The sequence below is a fragment of the Anaerozeibacter quisquiliarum genome (assembly GCF_051162045.1).
Taxonomy (GTDB): Bacteria; Bacillota; Clostridia; order Christensenellales; family Aristaeellaceae; genus Anaerozeibacter; species Anaerozeibacter quisquiliarum.
The window spans coordinates 1-13184 of the sequence record NZ_JBISDI010000040.1 but is presented as its reverse complement, the minus strand read 5'-3'; the positions used below and the strand labels follow the sequence as shown (position 1 = coordinate 13184).

Genomic DNA, 13184 nt, shown 5'->3' with positions numbered 1-13184 from the left:
CCTATATGCCCGTCGCCCACAAAATGACGGGCATGGTCACGACACACAGCAGCGTGGAGACCGAAATGCACTGCACGGCGAAGGGCACGTCAGCTTCGTAGCGCTCGGCGAACATCTGGCTGTTGGTGCCCGCGGGCATCGCCGTGCCCAGCGCCAGCGTGCCCAGCGCCATGCCTTGCAGATTGACGGCCTTGAGCAGCGCGACCAGCATGAGCGGCAACACCAGCAGCTTGAGCGCGACCACCAGCCACATTCGTTTATCCAGCAGCTGGCGCGGCCGCAGCGTCTCGAGCCGCGCGCCCAACAGCAGCATCGACAGCGGGGTGTTGAGCGCGCTGATTTGCGCGATGCCGCCCGCCAGCGTGCCCGGCAGCCGCACCTTCAAAAAAAACAGCGCCGCGCCCAGCAGCACGGAAAGCAGCGTCGGGTTGAGCAGGTTTTTCCATGAATTCCGACCCTTCCCTGCGTACAGCCGCAGCGTGACCGTCCAGAACGACAGGTTGAAGCCCAGGATGACGGCGGCCAGGTACAAAAACGCCTCCTGGCCGTACACCGCCTGCACGACCGGCACGCCGATGAAGCCCACGTTGGCCATCACCGACAGCGAAGTCATCACCGGGCGTACCCTGCGCTCCGCGCGCCGGAACAGCCTGTGCAGCAGCAGCTGCACGGCGCTCAAAAACACCGCCGTCACGACGAACACCGTCAAAAAGGTGGCCGCCTCGCCGCCTGCGGCCGATTCCTGCCGGATGAGCGTCAGCATCAGCGCCGGCTGCGCGACGTACAGGATCAACTGAGCGATCCCCTGGATCAGCGGATCGCTCAGCAGCCCTGCGCGCCGCGCGATCAGGCCGACCAGCGCGATCAGCAGCACCATCATCAGCGGGTCGATTGCCAGCAGCGCGTGGGTCATCGTCTGTCACTTCTTTCGTACATTGGGCGGCCGTCAGGTCACTTGCTCATAGCGTTCGAGCAGCTGCTCGAACAGCTCGAGCGCGCGCTCCACCGGCTCGGGAGAGGCCATGTCGATACCGGCCAGCTTCAGCGCGTCCAGCGGGTACAGGCTCGATCCCGCGCTCAGAAACTCGCGGTAGCGCCGGGCGGCGCTCTCGCCCTCCGAGCGGATCTTAGAGGCGATCGCGGTCGCGGCCGAGAACCCGGTGGCGTACACGAACACGTAGAACGGTCGGTAGAAGTGGGGGATGCGCATCCACTCGTACGCGGCATCGTCGCCCTGCTCGACGGCGGGCAGGTATGTCTCACCCAGCCGTTTATACAGCGCGTTCAGGTTATCGAGCGTCAGCGCCTCGCCGGCCTCGGCCATCGCATGGGCGTCGCGCTCGAACTCGGCGAACATCGCCTGGCGGAACAGCGTGGTGCGGTAGCCATCCAGCAGATGATAGAGCAGACAGCCTAAAGCTTCGCGCTCGGGATAGCGCTCCATGAGCTCGAGCAGCACCAGCACCTCGTTGACCGTGGAGGCCACCTCGGCCGCGAACATCGAGTAGCCGGCCTTGGGGTAGGGCTGGGTTTTGCCGCTCAAATACGTGTGCATCGCGTGGCCCATCTCGTGTGCGACGGTCAGCAGGGAGTCCAGGTTCTCGTGGTAGTTGAGCAGCACGTAGGGGTGGCTGTCATAGGTGCCCCAGGCGTACGCGCCCGGGTGCTTGCCGGTGTTTTCGTAGCGGTCGATCCAGCGCTCGTCCCGCGCGCGCCTGAGTACCGCCTGATAGTCCGCGCCCAGCGGGGCCAGGCACTCGACGATCAGGTCGTAGGCCTCGTCAAACTTCAGGTCGAGCGCAAAGTTCTGGGCCGCGGGCACGTACACGTCCCACATGCTGAGCCTGTCAAGCCCGATCAGCCGGGCGTTGCGCTCGAGCAGCCGATTGAGCGCGCCCAGGTGGCGGTGCACGGCGTCGATCAGGTTGTCGTACACGCTAAGCGGCAGGTTGTCCGCAAACAGCGCCGCTTCGCGCGTCGAGGCAAATCCGCGCGCCTTGGCGTAGAACTGCGAAGCCTTGACCGCGCCGGCGTAGGCGGCCGGGATCGTGGAGGCGAAGCGCCGGTAGACGCCGTAATAGGCGCGATAGGCATCCTCGCGCACGCGCCGGTCGCGCGTCATCAGCGTGGGCACGTAGCTGCCCTGCGTGATCTGAATCGGCGCGCCGTCCGGCCCCTCGATCGAGGGGAAGCTCATGTCGGCGCTGGTCAGCAGCTCGTAAACCGTGCGCGCGGACGAGCTCATGTCGCCCGCCAGCGCCACCAGCTTCTCCTCAGCCGCGCTTAGCGTATGCGCGCGGCCGCGTTCGAGCTCGCGCAAATACATGTCGTAGTCCCGGAGCGTCGCTTCGCGCGCGAGCTCGGCCAACCGCTCGGGTGCGAGCGCGGTCAGCTCGGGCGCGATGAAGCTGGCCGCCGCGTTAAGTTCAGTCGCGAGGGTTTCGGCCCGGTCGGCGAGCGCCTGGTGGCGCGCCACCGCGGTGTCCTCGTCGCGCAGCATGGCGGCGTAGGTCACCAGCGCCTCCACGCGGCGCTGCACGTCAAAATAGCGCGCAAGCGCCTCGGCCAGCGCCGCGCGTTCAGAAAGCCGCCCCGCGAACGCGGGCAACAGCGCGAGCGCCTCGCGCGCTTCGGCGAACGCGCGCTCCCAGTGCGCCTCGTCTTCAAAGATGTCGCTGAGCCGCCAGGTGTCGTCGATGCGCGCCTCGGCGCGCCGAATGGGTTCCCTCATAATTCCGCATCCTCTTCCAAGTTTTCTTGAGTTCCCCGCGATTTTTCATAGCGCCGTCGAAGGTGCTTGCGCAGCCAGAAGGCGCGCAGCATGTACATCCGGTGTACGGAAGCCGCCTTCGCCCCGGCCAGCAATTCTTCCACCTTGCGCGCGCCCGGTTCCTGGAGCCGTACCATCAGGAACAGCACGACAAACAGGCGCAGCAACCCGCCCAGCGCGAACAGCGCGTTGTACCGGGTGAACGGCGCGCCCGCGAGCGCAAGGCCCAAGGCGTCGACGTGCGAGAACACATTGTCGAGCAGCAGCCCGCCCACAGTCGAACCCAGCGCCATCCCGATGAGTTGGGTGAACAGGAAGTACACCGCGAAGTACATCGAGCGGTTTTGCTCCTTGGCCTGCCCCATGAACAGGTTTTGCAGCGTGAGGTCCACCGCGCAATAGATGCCGCCCGAGTAGACGTTCGAGAAAAAGATCAGCGTGAGCATCAGCGGCGCGCCCACGCGCGTCCACATCAGCGGGTAGAGCGCGGTCAGAAACGCGCTGGCCAGCAGCACCGGGCGGTTGCCGTACAGGTCGATCGCGTGGCCCCAGCGGGTGACCAGCAGGATAAGCGCCAGGTTGCCGGCGATCTGGCCGGTCAGGATGATGTTGAAGTTTGAAATGCCGAGCACCGTGCGCAAGTACACATTATGGTAGGGGCTGGTCAGTTGCACGCAGAACAGCCACGCGGTCAAAATCAGCACGGTGCGCATGTAGTTCTTGTCCTTGAGCACGCTCCAAAGCATCGAAAACAGCCCTTGCTTGTCGGGGTTCGTCGCCATGGGCAGTTCCCTCATGCGCAGGTAGCACAAAATGTCGAGCACGCCGAACACGCCGGCGAGCGCAAACACCGCCGCGTAGCCGGTCATGCCGGGCATCGCGTCGAGGATTACGCCGATCAGCAGGCCGATCACCAGCCCGACCAAGGTGGACACACGGCTGCGCGTGGCGAAGTAGCGCCCGCGGATGCGGATGGGCACGGCGGAGGCGATCGTGTAGAAGGCTACGTTCATGAACGGAGCCATCGAGGCGCTGATCAGCGCCATCACGACCGCGGCGGTCAGCTTCAGCGCGCCGGCCGAGGCCGGCAGCGCGAAGGGGATCAGCGCGATCGGGATCCAGACCAGGCGCTGGGTCAGCCCCGCGATCAACATCATCCGGCGCGGCCTGTGCGTGCGTTCGAGCAGGTAGGAGCACAGAAACTGGAAGGCGTTGGCGAGCGCGGGCAGCGCGAACACCAGCCCGTACAGCGAATCGGACGCGCCCAGCGCCTTGAGGAAGCCGGGCAGCGCCACGCCGGTGGTGACATTGGTCCACACGACGCCGAACGCGACCGACGCGATCATCAGGCGCAACACCACGATGGTGTCCTCGGGCAGGCCCCTTTCGTCGAAGAGGCGGAAGTGGCGCTTGAGCGCCAGCCAATTCATGGAGTGAGCCCTCCTAAAAAGGTTGTTAAGGGTATTGTAACGCGAATTGCAGGCAAGCGCAAGCGAAGATCCCATAAAACCGGGGCAACCGCCGCCCGCGGGCGGCGATTGCCCCGGTTTTACTTGACCGTGCGCTTCGCCTCGTTCGGCGCGCTTCGGGCGGTTCCGGCGAAACGAACCGTGCGCCCGCATCCGATCGAGGAACGCACCGGGATAGTTTGCATTCAAATAACTCATTCCCACGCCTGCATTTTACCACGGCGCTGCGTTTTCTGGTATAATGAACCCAAACAACAGGCTGAGGAGGACGTACCATGCTGAATTTTGAATGGCACATCCCAACGCGCTTCGTGTTTGGGCGGGACGCCGAACTGAAGGCGGGCGAGACGATCAGGCGGCTCGGCGGTACGAAGGTTTTGCTGCATTTCGGCGGCGGCTCGGCGGTCAAGTCGGGGCTGATCGACCGGGTGGAAAAATCGGTGCTGGACGCGGGGCTCCACTGTGTCAAGCTGGGCGGCGTACAGCCCAACCCGCGCGACGAGAAGATTTACGAGGGGATCGAGCTTGCGCGCGCGCAGGGGGTTGACTTCGTGCTGGCCGTGGGCGGCGGCAGCACGATCGACTCGGCCAAGGCGATTGCCGACGGCGTTTGCTACGACGGCGACTTTTGGGACTTTTTCTCTGGCAAGGCGCTGCCGCAGAAGGCGCTGCCGGTGGGCGTGGTGCTGACGCTGGCGGCGGCGGGCAGCGAATCCAGCAACAGCGCGGTGATTACCCAGGCCGCGACCAAGACAAAGCGCGGGTTGAACCATGAACTGCACCGACCGCAATTCGCGCTGATGAACCCCGAGCTCACGATCACACTGCCTGCGTATCAGACCGCCTGCGGCATCGTGGACATGATGGCGCATATCCTCGAGCGCTACTTCACCGATGTGGAGGATGTCGATGTGACCGACCGGATCGCCGAGGGGCTGCTCATGACAATCATCCGCGCCGGCCGCGCGGCAATAAAGGATCCCATGGATTACGACGCGCGCGCGCAGTTGATGTGGTCGGGTACGCTGGCGCACAACAACACCTGCGGCGTGGGCCGCCAGGGCGACTGGGCCAGCCATCAGATCGAGCACGAACTGAGCGCGCTGTACGACGTGGCGCACGGCGCGGGACTGGCGGTGGTGCTGCCCGCGTGGATGCGGTTCGTGTACAAGCACAACCCGATGCGGTTCGCGCAGCTGGCGACGCGCGTGTGGGGCTGCCAGATGGACTTCGAGTACCCCGAGCGCGCGGCGTTATTGGGCATCGAGCAATTCGAGGCGTTCATCCGGGAGATCGGCATGCCGCTGACGCTCAGGGAACTGGGCGCGCGCAGCGAAGACATCCCGTTCATGGCGGGCAATACCAAGAAGAACAACGCGGACAAGACCGGTTTCTTCATGCCGCTGAGCACCGAGCAAATCGAGGAAGTGCTGCGGTTGGCGGACAGGCCGTGACCCCAAACGGCGGGGCGCGGGTGACGCTCAAGGACATCGCGGCCCAAAGCGGGTACACGGTCAACACCGTGTCGCACGCGCTGCGCGGCAAGCGCGACATCGCGCCGGCCACCCGGCAGAAGATCGCCGAGATCGCGCGGGAGATGGGCTACGTGGGCAACACGCTGGCCTCTTCGCTGCGCTCGGGGCGCTCGGGCATGGTGGCGGTGATCGTCGAAGGCGTGGTCAACCCCCATTTCAGCGCCGTGGTGCACAATGTCGAGGGCTGTCTGCGCTCGGCGGGGTATTCCATGATCGTGCTGTGCACCGGCGACGCGCCCGTGCAGGAGCAAGACGCGGTGCGCACGGCGCTCAAGCACCTGGCCGACGGCGTGCTGATCTGCCCGACCCAACTGAGCGAGGCGCCGATCGACATGCTGCGCCAAAGCGGCATCCCCTACGTGGTCATGGGGCGCGATCTCAAGGGCAACCGCGACGACCAGGTGCTGTGGGACGACGAGGGCGGCGCGTACCTGCTGACCGAATCGCTGATCGCGCGCGGGCACCGGCGTATCCTGTATGTGGGCGGGGAAGCGCAACTGAGCTCCGAGCGCGAACGGTTCGGCGGATACCGGCGCGCGCTCGCCGACGCGGGGATGGAAGGCGCGGCGCTGGTCTGCCCGTTTGGGGAATACGCCGCGCTCGAGGCGGCGGGCGCGCTTAAGGAACTGCTCGCACGCTACCGCCCGAGCGCCGTCTTCGCGTTCCGCGACGCCATGGCATGGACGATCATTAACGCGCTGCGCGCCTCGGGCGTGCGCGTGCCCGAGGACGTGTCGGTGGCCGGATTCGATTACACCGCCGAGCATTTGCACTTCCTGCCCGCGCTGACCACGGTGGCCGCGCGCGCGGACAGCTATGCCACCGTCGCCGCGCGCCGGCTGATCGAGCTGATGGAAAAGGGCGGCCAGCCCCCGCGCACCACGCGGCTGGCGATGCGGCTGGTCGAGCCGAATGCCACGGTTCAGAGCGTCAATTCGACGGGGCAATGGTCCGAGCCGTAGATTTCCGGGTGGATGGCGGCGCCCCGCATTTGGCCCTTGAAGCGCTCGGAGACCACGAAGTAGTCGATGCGCCAACCGGCGTTGCGCTCGCGCGCGTTGCCGAAGTAGCTCCACCAGCTGTAGGCCCCGACTTGATCGGGGTAGAAGTGGCGGAAACTGTCGACGAAGCCCGCCGCCAGCAGTTCGGTAAACTTTCCGCGCTCCTCGTCGGTGAAGCCGGCGTTCTTGCGGTTGGTCTTGGGGTTCTTGAGGTCGATCTCCCGGTGCGCCACGTTCAGGTCGCCGCACAGGATCACCGGCCTGTCCTTATCGAGTGCGGATAGGTAACCTCGGAAGTCGTCCTCCCACTTCATCCGGTAGTCGAGCCGCCGAAGGCCGTCCTGCGAATTGGGCGCATAGCAGTTCACCAGCGTAAAACCGTCAAAATCCGCCGTAATCACCCGGCCCTCGTGGTCGTGCTCGTCGATGCCGATGCCGAAGCGCACATCCAACGGTTTCTCGCGCGAAAACACCGCCGTGCCCGAATAACCCTTCTTCTGCGCCGAGTAGAAGAATTTGTGGTAGCCGGGCAACTCGAACCGGGCCTGCCCCTCCTGCATCTTGATCTCTTGCAGGCAGACCACGTCGGCCCCCAGCGCGTCGACGCTTTCTAGAAAGCCCTTGCTCAGACAGGCGCGCAGCCCGTTGACATTCCATGAAATCAGCTTCATAGCGATCCTCCTCGGTTGATGGATGCTTCATTGTACCAAAGGGTACAGAATTTGACAACAATTAACACACGGCCGGCAGGAAAAAAGGAGGAAGTATAGAATCATCTAATTTAGGGAACGATAGGCATTCGCGGGAACGTCAGAGATGAGAGATAGCGACCCCGTACGATGTCACGGTATTATAATGGGAGGGAATTCTATGAGCAAGCTATCCCTGGATTACCTTGGCATTATCCATCCGAAGAACGTCTACTACCAACTGAGTCCCGCCGAGCTGACCGAGAAGGCGCTCGCGGCGGGCGAAGGCGTACTGACCGACACCGGCGCGCTGCGCGTCATGACCGGCAAGTACACCGGCCGCAGCCCCAAGGACCGCTTCATCGTTGACGAGGCCGAAATTCACGACCAAATCGCGTGGGGCAGCGTCAACATGCCCATCTCCGAGGAGAAGTTTGACAAGATCTACGGCAAGATCCGCGCATATCTGCAGCATCGCGACATCTACGTGTTCGACGGCTACGCGGGCGCCGATCCCAATTACCGGCTCAATGTGCGCGTGATAAACGAGCTGGCCAGCGAGAACCTGTTCGTCCACCAGCTGCTGATTCGGCCTGAGGTCAAGGAACTCGAAGGCTTCACGCCCGGCTTCACGGTCGTGGCCGCGCCCGGTTTCAAGTGCATCCCCGAGATCGACGGCGTCAAGACCGAGGCCGCGATTTTGGTTTCCTTCAAGAATAAGGTCGTCGTGATCGCCGGCAGCCAGTACGCCGGCGAGATCAAGAAGAGCGTGTTCGCGGTCATGAACTACTTCATGCCGCAGATGAACGTATTCCCGATGCACTGCTCGGCCAACGTCGGCCCCGGCGGCGACAGCGCGCTGTTCTTCGGCCTGTCGGGCACCGGCAAGACCACGCTGTCTGCCGACCCCAAACGCGGCCTGATCGGCGACGACGAGCACGGCTGGTCGGACAACGGCATCTTCAACTTCGAGGGCGGCTGCTACGCGAAGACCATCCGGCTGTCGAAGGAGCATGAGCCGGACATCTACGCCGCCATCCGCTTTGGCGCGCTGCTCGAGAACGTGACGCTCGACGGGAACCGCCACCCCGACTACGACGACGAGTCGGTCACCGAAAACACCCGCGTGGGTTACCCGGTGGAGTACATCGGCAACACCGTGATCCCGGGCGTGGCCGGCCATCCGAAGACGGTCATCTTCCTGTCGGCCGACGCCTTCGGCGTGATGCCGCCCATCTCGAAACTGTCCAAGGAAGCCGCAATGTACCACTTTGTGTCCGGCTTCACCGCGCGCCTCGCGGGCACCGAGCGCGGCGTTACCGAGCCCCAGCCCACCTTCTCCACCTGCTTCGGCGAGCCCTTCATGCCGCTGCCGGCCTCGAAGTACGCCAAGATGATGGGCGATAAGATCGAGGAGCACGGCTCCGACGTGTACCTCGTCAACACCGGCTGGACCGGCGGCCCGGCCAGCGGCGAAGGCAAGCGCATGAAGCTGCCCTACACCCGCGCCATGATTACCGCCGCGCTGAACGGCGAGCTCGCGAAGGTCGAGTACAAACTCGACCCCAACTTCAACGTGATGGTGCCGCAGAGCTGCCCCGGCGTACCCAGCGAGCTGCTGAACCCGCGCGAGACCTGGAAGGACAAGGCCGCCTACGACGCGATGGCCAAGAAGCTGGCCGGCATGTTCGTCGAGAACTTCAAGAAGTACAAGGATATGCCGCAGCATATCATCGAGGCAGGTCCGAAAGCGTAATTGAGGATTTGATGTCCTTCCGCCCGACCGGCAGTTTCCCCGCCGGTCGGGCGGAAGTTGGTTTGGGGAGCAGGATACCCACCCGCGCGTCCATATGCGGGGCTCGCGCGCCGTTGTCGGATATGCGCATCCGGGCGAGCCGCCCGGCGTCGATTTCAGACCGATAAGCGGACTGCCTCCCGTGCCGCAAGGGACGTTGAAAGGCCGCGAAGATAAATTGGAATTTAGCTGCTTCGCATTATGCTTATAATGTACAGCTATCTGGGGAAACCGATTACGCAGATTGCTCGTACTATTTTGAGCAGAATGTGCAAACATGGAACTTTTGATATTGCATGAACTTCCAAGCTACGCTTCGTTTGAGCTGCCAATTTCAAGCAAGTTACCCTCCGGGTCGGCGACATAAAAGTTGCGGATGCCGAAAGGAAATGTTATGGGTTCTCCCGTCGGGAATCGCACGTCTAATTTCGATAGCCGTTCATATTCCTCATCCACATCGGCAAAACAGGGCAACCAGAGGGCAATTTCAAAGGTCTGATTGATTCCTTTTGGAGGGACGTAGCTTTCCCCAATTGCCTGCACGAATTGTTTCCTACTGTATATGAACAAGGAAAGCGCGCCGCTTGCCGTCTCAAACTCCGCGAAATCCCCACCACTCCACTGAGTATGAAAGCCCAATGTATCTCTGTAGAATCGAACCATACTATCCATGTCACCGGCATATATACATGCGCCTACCCTTACATCTCGTCCGTTCAATTTTGTGATCTCCTATCTCATCCTTTTTTCTCAAAGACGAAGTTAATATAAACAATCCGCAGTTCAAAACAGCCCGCCAAATTTCTGTTTATCGTTGCACCCATTATATCAGACTTACCATCATCGGTAAAGAGCAGGGAGCCATCAAAGCAGGTAACGCCAGTTTGGCTGGACTTCAATTTTGGTCACGCTGCCCGACCAGCTCACCGCGTTCATGCCCGACATCAGCGTCGGGAAGTCGCCGCTCATGTTGTCGTTCATGGAAGCGGCAACGGAGTACGCTTCCATGAGCGGTGTGTCCAGCGTGATGCCGCCGGAGATGCCCTCAAGCTCCACAATGCACAGCCCCACCATGAGCGTGATGTCGCCGGCGCCATAGACGGTGACCACCGGCTCCGAGGCGACATTACCGGGGTTGGTGATCGTGCTGCCCGAGGCCGTCAGCGTAATGGGCAGTACAACCTCCGCATACCAGAACGGCTGGCAGCGGAAATTGACCGTGAAGGTACGCTGCTCGTGATTGCGAGCACCTTCGCAAACTCAATCTGATTGGCGGCGCAGGCATAGAAAAAGCCGCCGGACGAGCGGCCAACCGCAGCGTTCCACAGGGAGGGATGAATATGATTGGAAATCGTTTTGCCCAATTGAGAAAATCGCGGAATTGGAGCCAACGTGATCTTGCCAAGCGGTTGGGCATGAGCGCTCGAGCGATTATGAACTGGGAAAATTCCGTTTTCGATCCATCGGCAACAAACATCATAGCCTTGGCTTTGTTGTCCCATGTTCACCAATCGTACATTAATACATCCAGGCGAAAAGTGTGATAACATCGTAAAATTGGAACGTATTGCCACCCCGCGCGTCTAATGATTCAGACATGTCGAGGGGGGATTCGCATGAGGATTGCAGTGTGCGACGATGAGCGTGTCTATCGAGAGGCAATCGCCGAGGCTGTAGAGAAATGGTGCGAGCGTCGGCAGGATGTCGTGGTTGCCTCAAGCGGCTTTGCGTCCAGCGAAGACCTGCTGGTGACCCTTGGAAAGGGCGAGCGCTTCGACCTGATTTTTTTGGACATCCAGATTCCGGGCGAGATGAGCGGGCTTGAATTGGCAGAAGCCATCCGCGCCTTTGACGATGCAACGACGCTCGTGTTTGTCACCAATTACGCGGAGTACGCCTGTGCGGGCTATCAGGTCAACGCGTTGCGCTATTTGTGCAAGCCGGTCCGCGCGGAGCAAATTTTGGAGTGTATGGACATCGCTTACGGCCAATGCTTATACGATCAAAAGCAGGTGCTGACGCTCAATACCCCTCAGGGCACGTATGCGCTGAAGACCGGAAACATCCTCTATATAGAATCAAGAGACCATTTCCTCGAAATCCATGAAACGGTTCGCAAAGAAACCCTCCTGGTGCGAATGAGCCAAAATCAATTTCATAAAGATTTGCCCGACGGTCTCCTCGTGCGATGCCATCGGAGTTTTGTCGTCAACATCCTCTATGTCCGCAAGCTCCTGCGCGCGCAGGTGATTTTGGCGAATGGAACCCAGGTTCCCATCGGCGCGCAGTATCGGGATACATTGCGGGCAGTTTTCGACAAATACTATCAGGGAGGATAGCGGTATGGACGGATGGATACTGCTTGAAATTGCGGTCAACCTCTTCCGGGCGTGGCTCATCGTTTACGCGCTGAAAAAGCTCCTCGTGCCGGCATGGGGAAACGTTTGGACGGACTGCGCCTGTATTGCCGCAATCGCCGGATGGTATACGATGTACCTGTTCTGGGATGTCCCGATACTGGATAGCGCCGTTTTCGTTTTTCCGTTCCTGTATGCCTCCCTCGCGAGGCGAGTCAAATGGTATCTCTGCTTGTTCTGGAACGTCGTGCTCTGCATCGTCTTCACGGCATGCACCACGCTGAACATATCGTTTTATCTGGACGCTCTGGGCGCAAAACTGGAAGAAATCATGACCGCATCGCCGCTTCGGGTTGCTTTCCTCGTTTCGGTCAATTTGACACTGCTGATCGCTGTTTTGTTGATCGCAGAGCTATGCAATCGCAGTAAAGCGCCCGCCAGAAGCACACTCGCACCGCTGTTTGCCCTCAACCTTATGAGTCTTTTGGCAGTAGAGTTTTTGTTCGCGACGCGGACGAATGTCGATCCGGGCGCGCCATTTGCCTTTGCCTGTTTATGCCTGTTTTTCGTTTCCGCGTTGTCGGTTGTTCTCTATGAAGCATGTACGCGCATCGCTCAAAAGCAAAAGCAGTACGAGCTTGAAATCGATCGATTGAACATGACCCAAAAACACAATCGCGAGACGGAAAGCCTGTATTCGGACATGGCTGCCTGTCGCCACGATATGAAGCACCAAATACAGATCGTCATGCAGATGCTTTCAGATCGGGATACAAGAAATTCTCAGCACTATATCGATGAACTACATACACATGTTCAAGCATTGCAGCCCTTCGCGACGGGCAATCAGGCCGTAGACGCCCTGTTGACGGCAAAGGTTTCCATCATGCGCCATGAGCAGATCGAACTGGATTTTCGTCCCTATCCGCTGGATATCCTGCCCATCCCGGAGAGCGACTTTTGCTCGGTGCTCGGCAATCTGCTGGATAATGCCGCAGAGGGCATCCATCGAATCGCAGATCGGAGCATCTCGCGCAAGGTAACCCTGTCTTTCGCCCGAACGTGGGACATGTTCTACATTACCTGTACAAATCCCTGCAATCTGGCTACCGTGCGTCGGACACGCGGTAGCTTGGTCACTTCAAAAAAGGGCGCACAGCACGGAATCGGAACGCGCAGCATCAAATCGATAGCCGAGAAAGCGAACGGCGATGTCGACTTCGATGCGTCCGGAGATGTGTTCAAAGTGAAAATCACCTTGCCTTTTCAGGCAAAAGGAGCGTAACCGGGATGATCGGGTACCTATCGAAAAAGGCCGTGACATTTCTCAAACAGCGTGGACGCATTGATGAAAGATAAGAGGGAGTCTATCTGTACGGCGCGGATTTGGTCATTTACACGCTGCTGAGCACGTTGGGACTGCTGCTGACCGGCGGCGTGATAAAGCGCTTCTGGGAAACGGTGATCATTGTCACGATATCCCTATACCAATCAAACAATCGGCGGCGGCTTTTGCCGTCCCCGGCCACCAGCGCGCCCCTATAAGGAATACATCTCTCTGCAAAGGT

General features: G+C 60.9%; 12 protein-coding genes. 6 read left to right on the top strand and 6 right to left on the bottom strand.

Annotation, left to right across the window (positions count from 1 at the left end):
- Position 1: 1 nt before the first annotated feature.
- From ACH6CV_RS15045 to ACH6CV_RS15035, 3 genes are read right to left on the bottom strand one after another with little or no spacing between them, the layout of a single operon-like run.
- Entirely contained in the window at positions 2–913 is a 912-nt protein-coding gene (locus ACH6CV_RS15045; RefSeq protein WP_456359033.1) for an AEC family transporter, read from the bottom strand.
- A 33-nt stretch (positions 914–946) separates the two neighbouring features.
- The gene (gene pepF, locus ACH6CV_RS15040; RefSeq protein ID WP_456359032.1) at positions 947–2731 is read right to left on the bottom strand and encodes an oligoendopeptidase F; all 1785 of its coding nucleotides are present in this window, start codon (positions 2729–2731) and stop codon (positions 947–949) included.
- Positions 2728–4200, bottom strand: coding sequence for an MFS transporter (locus ACH6CV_RS15035; RefSeq protein WP_456359031.1), 1473 nt, complete (start codon positions 4198–4200; stop codon positions 2728–2730). Before ACH6CV_RS15035 ends, pepF begins: the two co-directional genes overlap by 4 nt.
- Positions 4201–4514: 314 nt before the next feature.
- On the opposite strand from ACH6CV_RS15035, the gene ACH6CV_RS15030 reads away from it, so the two are divergent.
- Together ACH6CV_RS15030 and ACH6CV_RS15025 are read left to right on the top strand one after the other, a co-directional pair.
- Positions 4515–5693 (top strand): iron-containing alcohol dehydrogenase, encoded by a 1179-nt coding sequence (locus tag ACH6CV_RS15030; protein WP_456359030.1) that lies wholly within the window; start codon positions 4515–4517, stop codon positions 5691–5693.
- Positions 5690–6736 (top strand): LacI family DNA-binding transcriptional regulator, encoded by a 1047-nt coding sequence (locus tag ACH6CV_RS15025; RefSeq protein ID WP_456359029.1) that lies wholly within the window; start codon positions 5690–5692, stop codon positions 6734–6736. Before ACH6CV_RS15030 ends, ACH6CV_RS15025 begins: the two co-directional genes overlap by 4 nt.
- Here the strand turns inward: ACH6CV_RS15025 and ACH6CV_RS15020 are convergent.
- Positions 6697–7446, bottom strand: coding sequence for an exodeoxyribonuclease III (locus tag ACH6CV_RS15020; RefSeq protein ID WP_456359028.1), 750 nt, complete (start codon positions 7444–7446; stop codon positions 6697–6699). The two genes, ACH6CV_RS15025 and ACH6CV_RS15020, sit on opposite strands and share 40 nt — an antisense overlap.
- Before the next feature lie 199 nt (positions 7447–7645).
- Between ACH6CV_RS15020 and pckA the strand changes: the two genes are divergently transcribed.
- Complete coding sequence (gene pckA, locus ACH6CV_RS15015; protein ID WP_456359027.1) at positions 7646–9220, top strand: phosphoenolpyruvate carboxykinase (ATP); 1575 nt, start codon at positions 7646–7648, stop codon at positions 9218–9220.
- A 348-nt stretch (positions 9221–9568) separates the two neighbouring features.
- Here pckA and ACH6CV_RS15010 read toward each other — a convergent pair whose 3' ends face one another.
- Complete coding sequence (locus ACH6CV_RS15010) at positions 9569–9979, bottom strand: VOC family protein (protein WP_456359026.1); 411 nt, start codon at positions 9977–9979, stop codon at positions 9569–9571.
- Between the two features lie 144 nt (positions 9980–10123).
- On the bottom strand, positions 10124–10369 hold the full coding sequence (locus tag ACH6CV_RS15005) for a hypothetical protein (protein WP_456359025.1): 246 nt from the start codon (positions 10367–10369) through the stop codon (positions 10124–10126).
- Positions 10370–10593: 224 nt separating this feature from the next.
- Between ACH6CV_RS15005 and ACH6CV_RS15000 the strand changes: the two genes are divergently transcribed.
- From ACH6CV_RS15000 to ACH6CV_RS14990, 3 genes are all read left to right on the top strand, one after another.
- Entirely contained in the window at positions 10594–10803 is a 210-nt protein-coding gene (locus tag ACH6CV_RS15000) for a helix-turn-helix domain-containing protein (protein WP_456359024.1), read from the top strand.
- 72 nt (positions 10804–10875) lie between these two features.
- Positions 10876–11598: a LytR/AlgR family response regulator transcription factor gene (locus ACH6CV_RS14995; protein WP_456359023.1), complete on the top strand. Its 723-nt coding sequence runs from the start codon at positions 10876–10878 to the stop codon at positions 11596–11598.
- Positions 11599–11602: 4 nt separating this feature from the next.
- On the top strand, positions 11603–12901 hold the full coding sequence (locus tag ACH6CV_RS14990; protein ID WP_456359022.1) for a sensor histidine kinase: 1299 nt from the start codon (positions 11603–11605) through the stop codon (positions 12899–12901).
- Positions 12902–13184: the final 283 nt, after the last annotated feature.

Coding starts and splice junctions, on each gene's coding strand:
- ACH6CV_RS15045 (WP_456359033.1), bottom strand. CDS start 913: ATGACCCACGCGCTGCTGGCAATCGACCCGCTGATGATGGTGCTGCTG.
- pepF (WP_456359032.1), bottom strand. CDS start 2,731: ATGAGGGAACCCATTCGGCGCGCCGAGGCGCGCATCGACGACACCTGG.
- ACH6CV_RS15035 (WP_456359031.1), bottom strand. CDS start 4,200: ATGAATTGGCTGGCGCTCAAGCGCCACTTCCGCCTCTTCGACGAAAGG.
- ACH6CV_RS15030 (WP_456359030.1), top strand. CDS start 4,515: ATGCTGAATTTTGAATGGCACATCCCAACGCGCTTCGTGTTTGGGCGG.
- ACH6CV_RS15020 (WP_456359028.1), bottom strand. CDS start 7,446: ATGAAGCTGATTTCATGGAATGTCAACGGGCTGCGCGCCTGTCTGAGC.
- pckA (WP_456359027.1), top strand. CDS start 7,646: ATGAGCAAGCTATCCCTGGATTACCTTGGCATTATCCATCCGAAGAAC.
- ACH6CV_RS15000 (WP_456359024.1), top strand. CDS start 10,594: ATGAATATGATTGGAAATCGTTTTGCCCAATTGAGAAAATCGCGGAAT.
- ACH6CV_RS14995 (WP_456359023.1), top strand. CDS start 10,876: ATGAGGATTGCAGTGTGCGACGATGAGCGTGTCTATCGAGAGGCAATC.
- ACH6CV_RS14990 (WP_456359022.1), top strand. CDS start 11,603: ATGGACGGATGGATACTGCTTGAAATTGCGGTCAACCTCTTCCGGGCG.